The 16758-nt window shown below is 39.3% G+C and carries 13 protein-coding genes; 11 read left to right on the top strand and 2 right to left on the bottom strand.

Annotation, left to right across the window (positions count from 1 at the left end):
- The first annotated feature begins 418 nt into the window (after positions 1-418).
- From RSC39_RS02945 to RSC39_RS02930, 4 genes are all read left to right on the top strand, one after another.
- Positions 419-3835: a KxYKxGKxW signal peptide domain-containing protein gene (locus RSC39_RS02945; RefSeq protein WP_332534996.1), complete on the top strand. Its 3417-nt coding sequence runs from the start codon at positions 419-421 to the stop codon at positions 3833-3835.
- A 121-nt stretch (positions 3836-3956) separates the two neighbouring features.
- Positions 3957-5858 (top strand): flagellar hook-length control protein FliK, encoded by a 1902-nt coding sequence (locus RSC39_RS02940; RefSeq protein ID WP_332534993.1) that lies wholly within the window; start codon positions 3957-3959, stop codon positions 5856-5858.
- A gap of 49 nt (positions 5859-5907) precedes the next feature.
- Complete coding sequence (locus tag RSC39_RS02935) at positions 5908-7197, top strand: class C sortase (RefSeq protein WP_332534991.1); 1290 nt, start codon at positions 5908-5910, stop codon at positions 7195-7197.
- Positions 7190-7921: a pilin N-terminal domain-containing protein gene (locus RSC39_RS02930; RefSeq protein ID WP_063281653.1), complete on the top strand. Its 732-nt coding sequence runs from the start codon at positions 7190-7192 to the stop codon at positions 7919-7921. The genes RSC39_RS02935 and RSC39_RS02930 overlap by 8 nt, the downstream gene beginning before the upstream one ends.
- 78 nt (positions 7922-7999) lie before the next feature.
- Here the strand turns inward: RSC39_RS02930 and RSC39_RS02925 are convergent, their stop codons facing one another.
- The gene (locus tag RSC39_RS02925; protein ID WP_332375093.1) at positions 8000-8698 is read right to left on the bottom strand and encodes an LrgB family protein; all 699 of its coding nucleotides are present in this window, start codon (positions 8696-8698) and stop codon (positions 8000-8002) included.
- An 18-nt stretch (positions 8699-8716) separates the two neighbouring features.
- A complete protein-coding gene (locus RSC39_RS02920) occupies positions 8717-9121 on the bottom strand; it encodes a CidA/LrgA family protein (protein ID WP_332534988.1) in 405 nt (134 codons plus the stop codon).
- A gap of 273 nt (positions 9122-9394) precedes the next feature.
- Between RSC39_RS02920 and rimP the strand changes: the two genes are divergently transcribed.
- The 7 genes from rimP to manA all read left to right on the top strand — a co-directional run bounded on the left by rimP (position 9395) and on the right by manA (position 16583).
- Entirely contained in the window at positions 9395-9868 is a 474-nt protein-coding gene (gene rimP / locus RSC39_RS02915; protein WP_011835573.1) for a ribosome maturation factor RimP, read from the top strand.
- A gap of 167 nt (positions 9869-10035) precedes the next feature.
- Positions 10036-11184: a transcription termination factor NusA gene (gene nusA, locus RSC39_RS02910; protein WP_332534986.1), complete on the top strand. Its 1149-nt coding sequence runs from the start codon at positions 10036-10038 to the stop codon at positions 11182-11184.
- A 164-nt stretch (positions 11185-11348) separates the two neighbouring features.
- Complete coding sequence (locus RSC39_RS02905) at positions 11349-11675, top strand: YlxR family protein (RefSeq protein ID WP_011675735.1); 327 nt, start codon at positions 11349-11351, stop codon at positions 11673-11675.
- 2 nt (positions 11676-11677) lie between these two features.
- Entirely contained in the window at positions 11678-11983 is a 306-nt protein-coding gene (locus RSC39_RS02900) for a YlxQ-related RNA-binding protein (RefSeq protein WP_011675736.1), read from the top strand.
- 20 nt (positions 11984-12003) lie between these two features.
- Positions 12004-14856, top strand: coding sequence for a translation initiation factor IF-2 (infB, locus tag RSC39_RS02895; protein WP_332534984.1), 2853 nt, complete (start codon positions 12004-12006; stop codon positions 14854-14856).
- 244 nt (positions 14857-15100) lie between these two features.
- A complete protein-coding gene (gene rbfA, locus RSC39_RS02890) occupies positions 15101-15460 on the top strand; it encodes a 30S ribosome-binding factor RbfA (protein WP_011675738.1) in 360 nt (119 codons plus the stop codon).
- A 175-nt stretch (positions 15461-15635) separates the two neighbouring features.
- On the top strand, positions 15636-16583 hold the full coding sequence (gene manA, locus RSC39_RS02885) for a mannose-6-phosphate isomerase, class I (RefSeq protein ID WP_332534981.1): 948 nt from the start codon (positions 15636-15638) through the stop codon (positions 16581-16583).
- The last annotated feature ends 175 nt before the right edge of the window (positions 16584-16758 follow it).

The following is a 16758-nucleotide window of genomic DNA, read 5'->3' as shown; positions in this document are numbered from 1 at the left end:
AGTAAAAACATAATAAGAGTAAAGCCAAAAACACAACATAATTTAATTAAGGCTAAGATAAGAAACATTATCTAAAGTAATATTACGAAAAGATTACTGCTCGAAAAGACGTTTAAAAACCGTTCTGAAAAATGAACGGTTTTTGTTTTTGATTTAAAGTCTATGGAATACAAGCTTTTTAGACCCTTTTATTTACAAAGTTTTAATTACCAAATTATTTTTAGGGTTAAAAAACTAATATTACAGAACGAGAAAGATTTGTATTTCGTTAAAATACTTGCTTTCGTTTTACTTGATGAAACAATATGCAATAATAAAATGACCTATGAGATAAATAAAAAATTTAAAAGCTTGACCCATTAAAAAAATTTACTAAGAGAGCTGAGAAATAGACAACTAAGAAAGTGAGGGATAAGACATGTACCGCTCAAAGCACCAAAAAGGTTATAAAACAAGTCACGAAGTACAAACAACTCACTTCCGTACTTGGAAATCAGGAAAAAAATGGCTCTATGGCGCTACTTCGTTCATGCTTCTTGCAGGAGGAATTGAGCCAGCTTTTACACCGCTTATGCTTAAGACAGTTGTTCACGCAGCAACGACATCCACGGCGTTGAATCAGGGCACTTCTATTAAAACACCTGATGTGGTTCCATATTATACTGGCTTGACTTCAGCCTCTGGGGCAGCAGCTTTTACAGCCTCAGGCAATACAACAATTAAAACGACTGGCAATAATACATCTGCGAACTGGAATAGCGGGACTTTGCAATTGCATGATGACAGTGCGCTTTCGGGTCAAAAAGGAAATGCTTGGGCGACTTTTAATCCGACCCTGAATATGCAGCAGCCTGTTAGCTTTAGTGGCTCAATAAAAAGTGTACCTAACTCCATACTAAATGCGGCAAATCAAGTCGGGCAATATTTGGGAATGTATTTTGTACCCGTTGGCACGAGTTTTTCCAATACTAGCCTATCTGGAGGAAAGACAACGACTGCCATTACTGGCGTTCCTAATGGCGTCTTTCTTGGACGTAACTACTGGTACAATGGCAATGCAAGTAATACCATTCAAGTATCCCAAACAAATGCTTCTACCACTCAAACGGACGTTGGAACTGTAGATAATTTCGCTGTCAGTAGTTCTGGAGAAAGCTTTAGCGTCACGTGGACACCGACAAGTGTTGGTGCAACGACCACCATGGGAACGATCACTTTAAGCGTCAATAACGGTACGACCACTCAAACAGTCACAGGCACAGTCACCATGCAAAATGCGATGCAAGTCGGTTTTGGTGGGGGGACTGGGAATTATGGCTCGGCGATGACGGTTTATAATGTGAAGCAAACAAATAATGGATTTGATGGTTTCTCTGCTTATCAACCAACAGGTCAAGTCAATGTCAACTATCTCAATACGAAAACCAGCACTTCGATGGCTCCGAAAGGGAGTACGTGGGCATCAACGGCAGTGACGGCAAATTTGGGAGATACGATAGGTATCTTAGCACCGAGTGGGGCTGTCGATTCGGCGACCTATGATTACATGGTTTCCGTTGCGCCATCAGGCTACACTTTTTCCGCAGTTAGCGGAAGTCCAACGACAGTTGCGGCTTCTAGCGCTGTCGTCAATGCTTACTACACACCAAACTCTCAATCCGCGACTTTTAATTATTCGCTTGCAACGGGTACGGCGAGTGCGGCTTGGGGAGCGACTTCATCCGTCGCACCATCTGTGACCAGTGGCTATACAGACGGGGCGATTGCTGCGCCTTCGGTCACCAGTGCAGCTTCTGGATATACAACAAGCTATGTGTATAATAATTCAAGTTACTCAACCTTGACCTCTGCTGAGTCAGCTTATGCTTCGCAATACAGTGCGGTTGCAGGAACCTTCGCAGGCGCAAGCCCGAACCCAACGTTTACTCTTGTCGCTTCTGCGAACTCACAAAGTGTGACAACGACAACGGCATGGACAGCGAGCAATACACCGGGTGCGAGCTCAGCCGCAGCGATGGGCTCACTCCAAGCCAGCCTTCCAAGCGCCGTCCAGTATTCAAGTGCGACAGGTGTGACAACGGGAACTGTTTTAAGTGGGTTGGACTATTGGAATTCAATGGGCCGAACACCCGCCAATATTCCTGCGGGTTACAATATCGCTACGATCAACTACAACGGTTATACCCTCTCTCAAGCTTATACGACAAGTGGTGCCGCGACAAGTATGTATCTCATGAGCGGGTCAAGTGTTCTTGCCTCTTCAGCAGGTTCTAACTTGGCGAGCTATGCTTATTCTGCGATATCTTCTTCGGCTCAACCAGCAATGGTTTCTGCCTTTACAGTACCTGCGAGCAGTACGGAGATGGACTTTACCTATGCGGCAAATAGTACCGCACAGGGTGAGATTTATCTGAAGACACAGACAGCAAGTGGTGCCTCCCTCACATCTGGTGCATCATCCTCTGGTGGAACAAAATATAACTATTATGCGCCAAATAGCACTTATAACGCAGCGACAGCCCCCACTTCGGCGGGCTTCTCCAACACGCAAAATACGTGGCGGGTAACGACGGGCGAATACTACAATAGCTATGCGGTCTTTCCAACGGACGCAAGTCTTGCGGTCAAAGGCTATAGCTACAGTGTCTTGGTCTTGACAAGCGGTGGAGCGACCTCAGCTTTCGCTCCTACAGATGCTATGTGGTCTTCTGCCGCTGCAGCTGGGGCTTCGGGTTCGTTACTTTCTGGGTCAGCGGGAAGCACCACGGCTCTTTCAGGCTATGACTTTACAACTATGGCAAGTGCTACCTCTCTCGCAACAGTCGCCTATAATACAACTGCCGGTAATTCTACAGGTAAAGTTGCTAACTTTGCTGTGGTCTATACCCCACTTGCACCGACAGTCAATACCAAAAACACCTTGCTTGCGGTGGGATCAAGCTGGAAACGACCAGATAATATTAGCTCGGTGACGGATGGGAATGGGACTTCTACAGATTCAAACTACATCAATCAGCAGATAAATGCCACTGTGACGGGCCCTAATGGCTATTCTGGCACAACTGTGCAAACGAATGTGCCTGGAACCTACACGATTACCTATACTTATACAGACCCTGTAAATGGGGCTACAACGACGAAAACGGCCACCGTGACGGTTGTCGGAGCTTATGGTTTTAACACGAGTGTTGGGCTAGACCAAGGGCTCACAGGGGCTGAAATCAATCAATCCTTTGGAGAGAACAGCTATGCAAGTCCCAATGATGTCAATGTCATCGCAGATAATACACCTTTTACTAGTCTAGCAACAGGTGCAACGGTAACCAATGCGACGGTTTCCAATCTCCAGTTTACAGATAATAATGGCGATAGCGCAACACCTAATCTGCAAGAGAGTGATATCACCGTAACGAATGCAGGAGAAGTAGAGATCGCGTCGGGTAAGCTCAATCAATCAGGAACCTATAGCTTTTTAGTAACTTATACCTACACCAATAGCGCAGGACAGACTGTGTCAGTCAGTACGACAGATACGATTAATGTGGTTCCACCGTTTGAGCTTCCTTTTACAGGCGGGAGCGGAAATCAATTTCTCTATCTCATGATAAGTCTAGCTGCTATCGGAGCGCTTGGACTCTACTTTAGTAAGCGACGTAAAGAAGAAGAACTCGAGTTCGTCCCTGAGCAAGCGGATTATGGTGTTTCAACACCTAATAAGGGCAAAAAAGCAAGGTTTTTACACACACTACGAAAAACCAGACCTTATCGGAAGGTCTTTCATAGCAAAAATCGTATCCATCTGGCGCAAACGCAGCGAAAGGAGGGGAAAAAATGATTAAAAAAATAAGAGGGAACTCTACTTAACGTTGGAAACTTCATTTAGCTACAAAAGTGCGATAAATAGAGATGAGCGCATCGCTTCAGACTCATTCAAACAAAAACAGGAGAAAAAATCCATGAAACTCAATTCACTCAATAAAAAATTTGCCCTTGCTAGTGTTAGTCTTTTGACATTTAGCGCCCTTGCAGGATTTGGCGGACTTGTAAATGTTAATGCCAAAACGAGTGCTACAACTGACCAAGTTTCAAACGGTGAAGTTGCAATTTATGCCGAGCAGGCCGCACCAACAGGATCCAATGTTGATGGTACTAATAATGACGGATCTGATCAATCAGGGCTAAATACGAATAATGTCGCAGGTGATGGCAGCGGTCAAACTAACGTTGGAGGTACTGCTAATAATCCAGGCGCTACAGGAACTGTTTATGGAATGCAAAATGTGACCTTTGATGTTTATAGTATTACCTCAACAACGGGCAAGACAAGCGACATGGATCCTAGCAAGTTGGGTTACAATGACGACGGCTCTATCAGTGGACTTTCGGATGCTGACATCACGTTGGGGAGTAAAGCGACTTCAGGTACGACGGATGCCACTGGTCTCGCTGATATTACTGGTCTTTCTGACGGCTACTATCTTATCTATCAAGTAACGACAGTTGGTGGTATAAGGACTGTTCAACCTTTCATCATTCAGGTCAACACAGCAGACGCTTCGGCGGGCGTCTTGAACGTCTATCCCAAGATGAATCTAGGATCATCCAATACCGCCGCAGATAGTGTCCTTGTCAAAGGTGACCCAACAGATACAGTGACAGATCCTAATACGGTTTCAAATAGCAAACTCTCAACAACAGGTGCTACGGGGACAACTTCAGATGACGTGACTTATGCAAATCAAGATGTCAATAGTAACGTGAATACTGCAGGCTCAAACGATACCGTCACTTGGAATATCAACTCTGTCTTCGACCAGTCACAAGTGACAAATTCAGACAATGCAGGAAATAATGTCACAGGATCATATAGCATTACAGATACACAAGATAGTGGAAATCCTGCTGGTTTATCAACACTTACGGTTTCAAAAGTTAACGTTACAAACAGCGACGGTAAAATTTTGGGTGCTTTATCATCTGGTACGGATTATACCGTTTCTGGCGGGACAGTAACTTTGACTACTGCAGGGCAACTTAAAGCAGCCGGTCTTATCGCTGTAGATGCTGGCAATACTAAAACATATGGAACAACAGGTGGCATCAACGTTCAATACACATCAACCGTTTCAGATGCAGCTATTGGTGTTTTCAAAGATGCTCCATCAACGAATATTGTCAATGCTTATGGTACAAATTTATCGGACTTTAGTGTTAATACAGGTATCAAGGCCTCAGTTCTAAACGTCGGTGGTATTGATTTTCAAAAAGTAGATGCTCACAGTACAAGTACCCTCCTTAAAGGGGCGCAGTTCGTTCTTGTTCAAGCAAAGACGGCAGCTGATGCACAGAATCTTGTAGAAACTAATACACGTCTCTTCAACAATGAGATGCAAACAGATGGATCCGCCTTTGTTGCAGTAACTTCCGACAATGCTAAGTTTGTTACAGATAGCACGGGTAAAGCCCTTCTTGCAACAACTAATGCGAGTGGTGTTGCTGAGTTTACAGCTCTTAATCTTGTTGATACAAATACAGATGCATCAAATACAGTGAATAACAATGGAACTTACTATGCAGTCGAAGTACACGCCCCAAATAAAGCGGACGGAAACGATAATAATTATGCTTTGCCGACTGTTTCGACTGCTGCTAATGTCTTTCCGGTTAATGCAACAACCACATCGTTCAACGGAAGCGGTACAACGGATAGTAACACAATTAGCAACACTCAGCCATTTGCTTTGCCATTTACTGGTGGACAAGGATTGGCAGGGATTATCGCTATTGCCACTGTTTCAGGAGTTGTAGCCTTTGCCATCAAACGTCGTAAAGATAATGAAGAAGAAGTTGTAAAATAAGCAAGATTAGTTTTGACAAAATGAAAATCTGGTTAGTTAGGAGGGAATAATGGCAAGAAAAAAACCAAAAACCTCCCGTATAAAGGGCTTTAGCTTACGAAATCTCCTAAGTGTGATTTTGGCAATTATCGCAATCGGATTACTTTTTTATCCGATTGTGGTTAATTACCTGGCAGGACAACAAAACGTCAAATCAGTCCAAAAATATGATAATCAACTGTCCACAATTGGGAACTCGAAAGTGAAGCAACTGCTTGCTCAGGCACAATTATACAATGCCCAGCTTTACAATGAATACATCTATGATGCAAGTCAACATATTGCATGGAATAAACCTATTCCCAACTATAACAATGTTTTAAAAGTTGATTCTACAGGAATGATGGGCTTTATCACGATTCCGCAGATTAAAGTCAATGATATTCCAATCTATCATGGAGATTCTGAAACGATTTTAGGGCTTGGCGTTGGTCATGTGCCCCAATCTTCTTTGCCAATCGGTGGAAACAATACTCACGCCGTTTTGCCTGCACATTCTGGTCGAGTGAATGATACTTTGTTTACTAATCTGGATAAACTTAAGAATGGGGATATCTTTTATTTACATGTCTTAAATCTGACTTTAAAATATAAGATTGATGATATTCGTATTGTTGCTCCTGATCAAGTTTCGTCATTGAGCATTGAAAAAGGGCGGGATTTAGTCACTTTAGTCACTTGTTATCCGACAGGGATTAATAATAAAAGATTATTGGTCACTGGCGAACGAACGGCACTTTCAAAGGTTACTCCTCAAGAAAAAGTCCAACGAAATCAGTTTGGTTATAATTTTTGGGTGATGTTTGGTTCGGGTCTGTTAATGCTTTTGGGGCTTCTCTATCTTTTGTGGTTACTCTTGGGCTTGAGGCACAAGTTGTATCATGTTGCTGACAGAAAAATCGAAGCACCAAAGCTTTCAGATGGACAGTTAAGGGGAGATTTTGGAGAAGGATTTTATTTGACTAACTCTAAAAAGCTAGCTAATCAATGGCTAGATGAAGAAGCTCAGAAAGAAAATCAAAATCCTAATGACCTCCTTATAAACGTTTATCGCCTGAAAAAAATGAAAAATTTATCACGCTGGATATTTAAAGATAAGACAGAAAACTGGCAAAATTATATCCTTGAAAAACAAGGTTATGGGGATGAAAAACATGCGCTAGTTGTGGGGCCTGTATTTACCAGTGATAAGAAAGTCATGCAATATGCTTTGAAAACAGAAGAAGCATTTGAGCATCTAAAATATATTAAATGCTTGAATAAAAATAAATCAAAGAAAGGGGGAGGAAGAATTGACTAAAAAGACCAAATTAATGAGCATTTTAGCATTTGCTTTGGTTTTGATTTTTGGATTTGTCAGTCAAAATGTTTTTGCTGATAGCCGTTTAACAATTGTAAAATATGGATTAAGTCCGGGGGCATCTGGTTTTAGCGAGAATCAGACGACAAATGATGGACTAAAAATTAACAACCTCCCCTTGGATAATTTGGGCAATGAGCTTTCGGTAGTGTCTGGAATTCATTATTTAGTCTATGAAATCTCACCTATTGGGGATGGTTCAGAGCTTACGGCAACAAATCCGCCACAATCAAGTTATACAATTTTAAAAGAGATTGCTGACTTAGTGACTGATTCAAATGGTGTGGCTAGTCTTTCTGTGAGCGATGGTTATTATCTAATTGAAGAGCAAAGTAACCCACAAAAAGGGCTGTTAAAAGCTGCTGTGCCATTAGTTGTAAAGTTGCCAGTGACTGGACTGGATAATGTTTATATCTATCCTAAGTCTAGTGTAGATAAAGAAGAAACAATTAGTCCTCCACAAGCAAAGCCTCAACCTAAGCCTAAGCCGATTGAAGTTCCCAATGCGCCTAAAACGGTTGATGATTCTTCTAAGAAAGTTTTTGGATTATTACCAAAAACGGGCGTAGTGAGCTCCTTACTATTGACTTCTTATGGCTTTGCTTTATTCTTGATTATCATTCTTTTAAAAAAGCACATCAAAAACGAAGAAGAAGTTAAGTGAAATAAATTTTTCTTAGGCAGATAAAAAAACGCTGGACAAGTAAAGTTCAACGTTTTTTTTTATTTTTATAATAGGCAGTTAATAACCGAGAATAATTTTAGCGATGATTGGTGCAAAAATAACATACATGATACCAGTGACACCAATACTGAGAGCTGCCATTGCTCCTTGCGTTTTACCAAGTTCGATCGCTGTTCCAGTTCCGACAGCATGTCCAGTTCCTCCAAGGGCAATTCCTTGAGCAACAGGGTCTGTAATTCTAAAGAGTTTTAACAATGGGCCGCCAAGCACACTGGTGAGAATTCCTGTAGCAACCACGACAACAACAGTAATTTGTTCCACGCCGTGCATTTTATCAGAAATTCCCATAGCCATTGCAGTAGTTACTGATTTTGGGAAGATTGAAAGAGAGGCCAGTTTACTGAGGCTGAAAAATTTAGCACAAAGAGCAGTAAAGACACAATTGACTAATGCCGCAATAGCAATTGAGCTAACGATTGAACGCGCGTGGTGTTTCATTAAATGGAAAGTTTTATAAAGAGGAATTCCAAGAGCAACGGTACTAGGACCGATGAGGTCATTGATGATTGAACCCCCAATATAATAATTTTTATAAGGAATATGAGCTAGTGAGAGAATGAGAATAATGCCGACAGTAGCAAAGAGGAGAGGATTTGTCCAAGGCTTACGAAAGTTTTCATTAATTCGTACACCAATCATAAAGACAAGAACGGTAAGGACAAAGCCAAAGAGTGGGTCAGTAGTGATAATGTTCATGATTTTAAATACTCCAAATTATTGGTCTTCAGTAGACGATGTGACGTTAGTATCTGGTTTTAAAGCGACATAATCGCCTTCAAATTTCACTTTAATCCACTCGACTAATTTTCCTAAGATAAGCATATTGATAACAAGTGCTCCAACAACAATCAAGAGAATTTGTGCCCAAAAATGACTGATTAAATTCCACTTGGCCATGATTCCGACACCAGCGGGTAAAAATAAAATGGTCATATTATTAATAAGAAAACTTCCTGCTTCATCAACATGACGAAATTCTAAAATTTTAAATTGCAGGGCTAGAAAAAGTAGTATCATTCCTAAAATAGAGCCAGGAACCGGTAAACGAAAAACGTTTGAGATGACATTTCCAATAAAAGAAAAGCCAAAAATGATTAATAATTGCAGGTAAATTTTCATATTTGTTAACTCCCTAAGTTAATTACGGATAATTTTTACAACAATTTTTATTGTACTCTTTGAAATAGGGTTTTTCAAGGATAAGCTGGTATTGCTTTTATGAAAATAATCTTGAAAAAATTTTTTATAAAGTCCCCTTGACATTTGCTTAAAACGTGTTATAATTAATATAAATAAACTATTAGAAAGGAGCGTTCGCAAGAGCGCTCCTTCTCTTGTGTTTTAAAATTGAAGTTGATTTCAACTTTGGATTTTATGAAAGGAGAATTGCCTATGAATGATGTTGTAAAAATTGTAGAAGATTTCATTAAACCTCATATTCCAAAACCCTTTGAACTCTTTGCTGTTGAATGGGAAAAATTTGGCGGAGATATGATGCTTTCAATTCTGGTGGATAAAGAAGGCGGAATCGAAATTGATGAAACAGCAGAACTAAGTGAACTTATTTCACCTTTGCTTGATACCATCAGCCCAGATCCATTTCCAACAGAAGGTTATCTATTAGAAGTTGCAAGTCCGGGAGCTGAACGTCCTTTGCGTAAGGCTGAACATTTTGCTGGTGCAGTTGGTGAGTATATCTTTGTTAAACTTTATCAAAAAATCAATAATGAAAAAGAATTTACTGGTGATTTGGTTAGTTTTGACGGGGAAACTTTAGTAGTAGATGTTTTAGATAAGACGCGTCATAAAAATATTGAAATTCCTTTATCTGCTGTTGCAAAAGCACAAACGATGGTGAAATTTTAAAGAATTCTGAATGGATTTAATTAATTTTCTACTGGGAAATTAATTTTCCTTAGCTGAGTTCGATTTCCTTGAGTTAGGTGAAATCGGGAAAATTTCCTTGATTCAAGGTAGTCGAACTTAGCAGATATTAAAAATGAAATTTTCTTATAAAAGAAAGAGAGAAAAAAATGAGCAAAGAAATGCTGAACGCCTTTGCAATGTTAGAAGAGCAAAAAGGAATTAAATCTGAGATTGTTATTGAAGCGATTGAGCAAGCTATCACAGCAGCTTACAAGCGTCAATATGGTCAAGCACAAAATGTTAAAGTTATCTTTGATGAAAAGAAAGGAAACTTTAATGTTTATTCTACTCGTGAAGTAGTAGATGAAGTTTTTGATAGTCGTCTCGAAATTTCTCTTGAAGATGCTCATGAATTAAATCCTCATTATGAAATTGGGGACAAAATCATGTTTGAAGAAAAACCAAAAGATTTTGCTCGTACTGCTGCAGGGGCTGCTAAACAAGTTATCATGCAAAAAATGCGTGAAGAAGAACGCACAATCATTTACAACGAATATAGCCGTTACAAGGACGAAATTATCCAAGGAACTGTTGAAAAAGTTGATGCACGTGCCGTTTATGTAAATCTTGGACGTGTTGATGCACTTTTGACTAAGAAAGACCAAATTCCACAAGAAAACTTCCATGTGGGTGACCGTGTGAAGGTTTATGTGACTGATGTTGTCTTGACTCCAAAAGGAACTCGTGTCTTTATTTCTCGTACTGCGCCTGATATGCTCAAACGCATGTTTGAAAAAGAAATTCCTGAAGTTTTTGATGGAACTGTTGAAATCAAATCTATTGCTCGTGATGCTGGTGACCGTGCGAAGGTCATCGTTCAAAGTCATGATGAAAATGTTGATGCGATTGGTACAATGGTTGGGGCTAAAGGTTCACGTATTCAAGGAATTATTCGCGAACTTGCTGGCGAAAAAATGGATATCATTGAATGGTCAGAAGACAAAGCAACTCTTGTAGCTAATGCTTTGAAACCTGCTCGTATTGAACAAGTTTTGATTACTGCTGATGGTTCAAGCCTGGCTGTTGTTGCTCGTGACCAATTGTCACTTGCCATTGGTAAACGCGGACAAAATGTTCGTCTTGCTGCTCACGTCACAAATAGCAAGATTGATATTAAAGCTGCTGACGAGTTTAACATGGACGATTATGAATTTGTTGGTGAAGCTGACGAAGAAACTCCAACTCTTGAAGTTGAGGAAACAATCTCAGTTGATGAAGTTGATGAAGAACCAGTAGTTAGCGAAAGTGAAGAATAAATTTTAAAAGTTGAAAAATTTACTGACAGAACATAAAAGATTATTAGAAGCATAAAGCTTCTAGGAATTTCTTTTTAATAAGTCTGTCAGTAAAATGACTGAGAGTTTAGGAATCAAAAAATGGCTGTCAGTCACTTTTTCAACAGAAATTTTGAGGATTTTCGATGAAGCAGAAAAAAATTCCAATGAGAAAATCTTTAGTTTCAAATGAGCAATTTCCCAAACGGGATTTATTGCGCATTGCCTACAACAAAGAGGGAGAAATTTCAATTGACCCTTCTGGCAAGGCACATGGGCGCGGAGCTTATATTGCAATTCTTAATAAAGAAGCAAAAGAAGCTAAGAAAAAACGCGTATTTGACCGAGCTTTTCAAACTAAAATCGCTGATGAGTTTTATGATGAATTAATCACTTATGTTGAACACCTTGTTGCTCGACGTGAACTTGAATCAACAACTTATTCTGCTGATTTAGCGCCGGATTATGACTAAAGATGGATAAAAAACAACAGATTTCAAATTTGCTAGGTATTGCAAAACGTGCGGGTAAAATTATTAGTGGAGAAGAATTGGTGATTAAGTCAATTCAATCGAATAAGGCAAGACTTATTCTTCTTGCTAATGATGCCGCAGCAAATTTGAGTAAAAGAATTACTGATAAATCAAATTATTATGAGATTCCTGTCTCAACACTCTTTACAGAAATAGAATTATCGCACGCTATAGGCCAAAATCGTAAGGTTATTGCGCTTGTGGACGATGGATTTGCAAAGAAAATGGAGAGCCTCATGAACAATTGATCATATAAGGAGGACAAAGATTGTCTGATAAAAAACGTATTAACCAAATTGCTAAAGAAACTGGATTATCAAATACTGAGCTTGTCGCAACTGCACAATCACTTGGTTTTGAAGTGAAATCACATTCAAGCTCTGTAACAGCAGAACAAGCGGAAAAAATCATTCAAGGTGTAAAAACAGGCACTGATACTATTGTTAAAACTGCTGAAAAAACTGTTAAAGCTAAAACTAAGACTGTTCCAGAAACAGCAAAAAGTAAACAAGAGGACCACCCACGTACTTTTGCTGGGAAAGCAGTCGTTGAAGACCCAGCCATTTTAGCAAGAATCAAAGAAAAAGAAGAAGCTAAAAAGGCTGCTAAAACAGAAGCCGAACCGATTGAAGAGGTTATTACTACGGAAAAACCAAAAGTGGCTGAGCCAGTTAAAAAATCTGAACCTAAAGCCGCAGCAAAAGCTGAAGAAACAAAGGTTGAAAAAGTAGAAGCCAAAGCCAAAACAGTAACTCCAAAAGCTGAAGTAAAAACAGAAAATGTTGCTGACAAAAAAGAACCAGTTGTTACTGAAGAGAAGAAAAAATCATTGACTCAAAAACCAAGAATTCAAATTAAAGTTATCAAACGTGCCGAAGATATCAAAAAAGAACAAGCTGCTGCTCGTCCTGAAAAGAAAAAATTCGACAAAAATCGCAACGATAGAAACAACCGTAATGATAACCGCCGTCCAAACCAAAATGGAAATGGTCAAGGCCATTCACAAGGTGGAAATCATTATGATAAAAACCGTCCAGCTGGTCAAGGACAAAATCAAGGGCAAAAACGTGATAAATTTGCTTCATCAGGTAGCAGCTCTACAAGTGATACCTTTACTCCAGCTGCTTCAGGGAAAAATAATCGTCGTGATCGTGACCGCAAAAAAACGGATAGCAACCGCGATAATACAAAAGATGGTAACCGCAAAGGTGGACCACTTCGCGTAAACGATAATCGTAATCAAGTCCGTAATGCTCGTAACTCAAATTGGAATCAAAAAGGTGGTCGTGGTCGTTACCAAAATAACCAATCTTCAAGTGTTCCAGCAACTCAACGTAAATTCCATGAATTGCCAGAAAGTCTTGAATATGAAGTAGGAATGAACGTTCAAGATATTGCTAAATCAATCAAACGTGAACCGGCTGAAATTATCAAAAAACTCTTCATGATGGGAACAATGGTCAATCAAAACCAATCGCTTGATGAAGATACAATCGAATTAATCCTTATGGATTATGGCGTGACACCACTTAAAAAGGTTGAAGAAGATAAATCAGATATTGAACGTTTGTTTGTTGAAGAGGGTTATCTTAATGAAGATAAACTGGTTGAACGCCCAGCAGTTGTAACAATTATGGGACACGTTGACCATGGTAAAACGACTTTGCTTGACCGTTTCCGTGAATCTCGCGTCACTGAAGGTGAAGCTGGTGGTATCACTCAACATATTGGGGCTTACCAAATTAAAACCAATGGCAAGAAAATTACTTTCCTTGACACACCAGGTCACGAAGCCTTCACTTCTATGCGTGCTCGTGGTGCTTCAGTCACTGATATTACAATCCTCGTTGTTGCTGCTGATGATGGTGTAATGCCTCAAACAATTGAAGCAATTAATCACTCTAAAGCTGCTGGCGTGCCAATTATTGTAGCCATTAACAAGATTGATAAACCAGGGGCTAATCCACAACGTGTGACACAAGAATTGACTGAACATGGTGTTTTCCCAGTCGCATGGGACCCAGAAAATGGTTCAGAATTTGTTGAAATTTCAGCTAAATTCAACCAGAATCTTGAGGAATTGTTAGATACAGTTCTTCTTGTGGCAGAAGTGCAAGAACTCAAAGCTGACCCATCTGTTCGAGCAATTGGTACTGTTGTTGAAGCACGTCTTGACCAAGGTAAAGGGGCGATTGCAACTCTCTTGGTTCAACAAGGGACACTTCATATCCAAGACCCAATCGTTGTCGGAAATACTTACGGTCGTGTACGTACAATGACAAACGACCTTGGACGCCGAATTAAAGAAGCTGGTCCATCAACACCAATTGAGTTAACAGGTCTTTCAGATGTTCCTCAAGCGGGTGACCACTTTGCGGTATTTGAAGATGAAAAAGCAGCCCGCGCTGCTGGTGAAGAACGTGCTAAACGTGCTCAATTGATTAAACGTCAAAATACACGTCGTGTTAACTTGGATAATCTCTTTGACACACTTAAAGAAGGTCAAACTAAATCTGTTAACATTATCATCAAAGCTGATGTACAAGGTTCAGCAGAAGCACTTGCCGCTTCACTTCAAAAAATTGAAGTTGAAGGTGTAAAAGTTGATATCGTCCATTCAGCTGTTGGAGCAATTTCAGAGTCTGATATTTCACTTGCTGCGGCATCAAATGCGATTATCATTGGTTTCAATGTTCGTCCAACTGGTCTTGCTCGTGAACAAGCAGCGCAAGAAGAAGTTGACATTCGCTTGCACAGTATCATTTATAAAGTCATTGAAGAAGTTGAAACAGCAATGCGTGGAATGCTTGACCCAGAATTCAAAGAAGAAATTATCGGTGAAGCAATTGTTCGCGAAACATTCAACGTTTCTAAAGTGGGTACAATTGCCGGATTCATGGTTATTCGTGGTAAAGTGACTCGTGATGCTTCAGTTCGTGTTATCCGTGAAGGTGTCGTGATTCATGATGGTGCCATTGCCAGCCTTAAACATTTTAAAGATGATGTTAAAGAAGTCGGAAATGCTCAAGAAGGTGGTTTGATGGTTGAAGACTTCAATGATGTTGAAATTGATGATACATTTGAAGTTTACAAAATGGTTGAAATCGAACGTAAAAAATAAGATGTGAGGAAGATTCGCTTAGAAGTTAAGAAAAATGTCATTCGACTTGCGACTATAGTCGTATAGCGAGAATGGACAACGCAGTAGCAAAAGTGCGGAGATAGGAAAATTTAGGATTCACACAAGTTGTGTTTCTGTATTTCACCTATTTTCAATGATTTCTAGGACTATTGACTCACTTAAAAAAATGTAAAAATAGTTTCATATTTATTTCTTACATTTTGAAATAAATTAGGAGGAAAAAATGGGAAATTCTTTTCGTAGCGACCGTGTCGCAGTAGAGATTCAACGCGAAATCAATGATATTTTGCGCAATAAAGTTCGCGATCCACGTGTACAAGATGTTAATATTACTGATGTTCAATTGACAGGCGATTTGAGTCAAGCGACTGTTTATTATAGTCTCTTGTCAAACTTAGCTTCTGACAATGAAAAAGCTGCCACTGCTTTGAAAAAAGCAACTGGACTTTTCAAAAGTGAATTGGCAAAACGAATGACTATTTTTAAAATTCCAGATTTAACTTTTGCAAAAGATGAATCTGTTGAATATGGTTCAAAAATCGACGAGCTCTTACGTGGGCTTAACGATAAATCAGAATATTAATTAAAAAGTTACTGACAGAAAAAGTTGAATGTGTTCTCTATAGAGATAGATTCTGCACCTTTTGTCAGTAATTTTTTTGTCTTAAAATTACTGACAAATTGTTCTAGATAAATTTTGTGATATAATAGACATTGTGAAATGAAAGCGAATAAAATCTGCTCATTTGGAGGAAAATATGAAAGAACCATTGTTTTTGAACTCAGTTTTGCAAGAAAAAATCTGGGGCGGCGACCATTTGAAAGAATTTGGCTATGATTTGCCATCCGATAAAGTTGGCGAATATTGGGCCATTTCTGCTCATCCACATGGTGTGTCAACAATTGCTAATGGCGAATTTAAAGGTCAAAAACTTGACCAATTATACGCAAGTCATCGCGAATTGTTTGGTGACAGTAAAAAGGAAGTCTTTCCATTATTAACTAAAATTTTGGATGCCAATGACTGGCTTTCTGTACAAGTTCATCCAGATGATGAATATGGACAAAAACATGAGGGTGAACTTGGGAAAACTGAATGTTGGTACATAATTTCAGCTGAACCAGGAGCTGAAATTATCTATGGTCATAATGCCAAATCACGTGAAGAACTCGCTGAAATGATTAAATCTGGTGATTGGGATCATTTGTTGCGTAAAGTGAAAGTGAAAACGGGTGATTTCTTCCATGTTCCATCAGGAACAATGCACGCAATTGGTGCTGGAATTGTCATTCTTGAAACACAACAATCTTCTGATACGACTTACCGTGTTTACGATTTTGATCGTAAAGACGACCAAGGAAATCTTCGTGAATTACATATTCAACAATCGATTGATGTCTTGAATATTCCGGGCGACAAAGTTCCTGAAAATCAAGTTAAAACTGAAAAATTTGCTGATGCAGAAATTACAACTCTTGTGAAATCAGATTTCTTTGATGTTTATAAATGGCAAATTCATGGTGGCCATGAATTTACCAAAGTTGCTGATTACACTTTGGTTTCTGTCCTTGATGGCGAAGGGAAATTGACTGTTGATGGAAATGAATATCCCTTGAAAAAAGGTGCTCATTTTATCTTACCAAGCAATGTTGAAAACTGGACTTTATCTGGTCATTTAGAAATTATTGCCAGCAATCCAGCCTAATCAAATGAAAAATTACTGACGAAAGTTCAAAAAATCTTGTCAGTAATTTTTTTTTGACAAAATTTCTGTCAGTAAAAATACCATTTTTACAGATAAAAACTGTGGATTTTCAAAAAAATTTAAAAATGTTGACGTTTTCTAAAAATTATTACTTGCAAATCATTCTAAAAAATAA

Origin of the sequence: Lactococcus sp., assembly GCF_036648155.1 — a bacterium.
Taxonomy (GTDB): Bacteria; Bacillota; Bacilli; order Lactobacillales; family Streptococcaceae; genus Lactococcus; species Lactococcus cremoris.
The sequence above is the reverse complement of the archived record's forward strand: the minus strand, read 5'-3'. Positions and strand labels throughout refer to the sequence as shown.

Coding starts and splice junctions, on each gene's coding strand:
- RSC39_RS02945 (WP_332534996.1), top strand. CDS start 419: ATGTACCGCTCAAAGCACCAAAAAGGTTATAAAACAAGTCACGAAGTA.
- RSC39_RS02940 (WP_332534993.1), top strand. CDS start 3,957: ATGAAACTCAATTCACTCAATAAAAAATTTGCCCTTGCTAGTGTTAGT.
- RSC39_RS02935 (WP_332534991.1), top strand. CDS start 5,908: ATGGCAAGAAAAAAACCAAAAACCTCCCGTATAAAGGGCTTTAGCTTA.
- RSC39_RS02925 (WP_332375093.1), bottom strand. CDS start 8,698: ATGAACATTATCACTACTGACCCACTCTTTGGCTTTGTCCTTACCGTT.
- RSC39_RS02920 (WP_332534988.1), bottom strand. CDS start 9,121: ATGAAAATTTACCTGCAATTATTAATCATTTTTGGCTTTTCTTTTATT.
- rimP (WP_011835573.1), top strand. CDS start 9,395: ATGAATGATGTTGTAAAAATTGTAGAAGATTTCATTAAACCTCATATT.
- nusA (WP_332534986.1), top strand. CDS start 10,036: ATGAGCAAAGAAATGCTGAACGCCTTTGCAATGTTAGAAGAGCAAAAA.
- RSC39_RS02905 (WP_011675735.1), top strand. CDS start 11,349: ATGAAGCAGAAAAAAATTCCAATGAGAAAATCTTTAGTTTCAAATGAG.
- RSC39_RS02900 (WP_011675736.1), top strand. CDS start 11,678: ATGGATAAAAAACAACAGATTTCAAATTTGCTAGGTATTGCAAAACGT.
- rbfA (WP_011675738.1), top strand. CDS start 15,101: ATGGGAAATTCTTTTCGTAGCGACCGTGTCGCAGTAGAGATTCAACGC.
- manA (WP_332534981.1), top strand. CDS start 15,636: ATGAAAGAACCATTGTTTTTGAACTCAGTTTTGCAAGAAAAAATCTGG.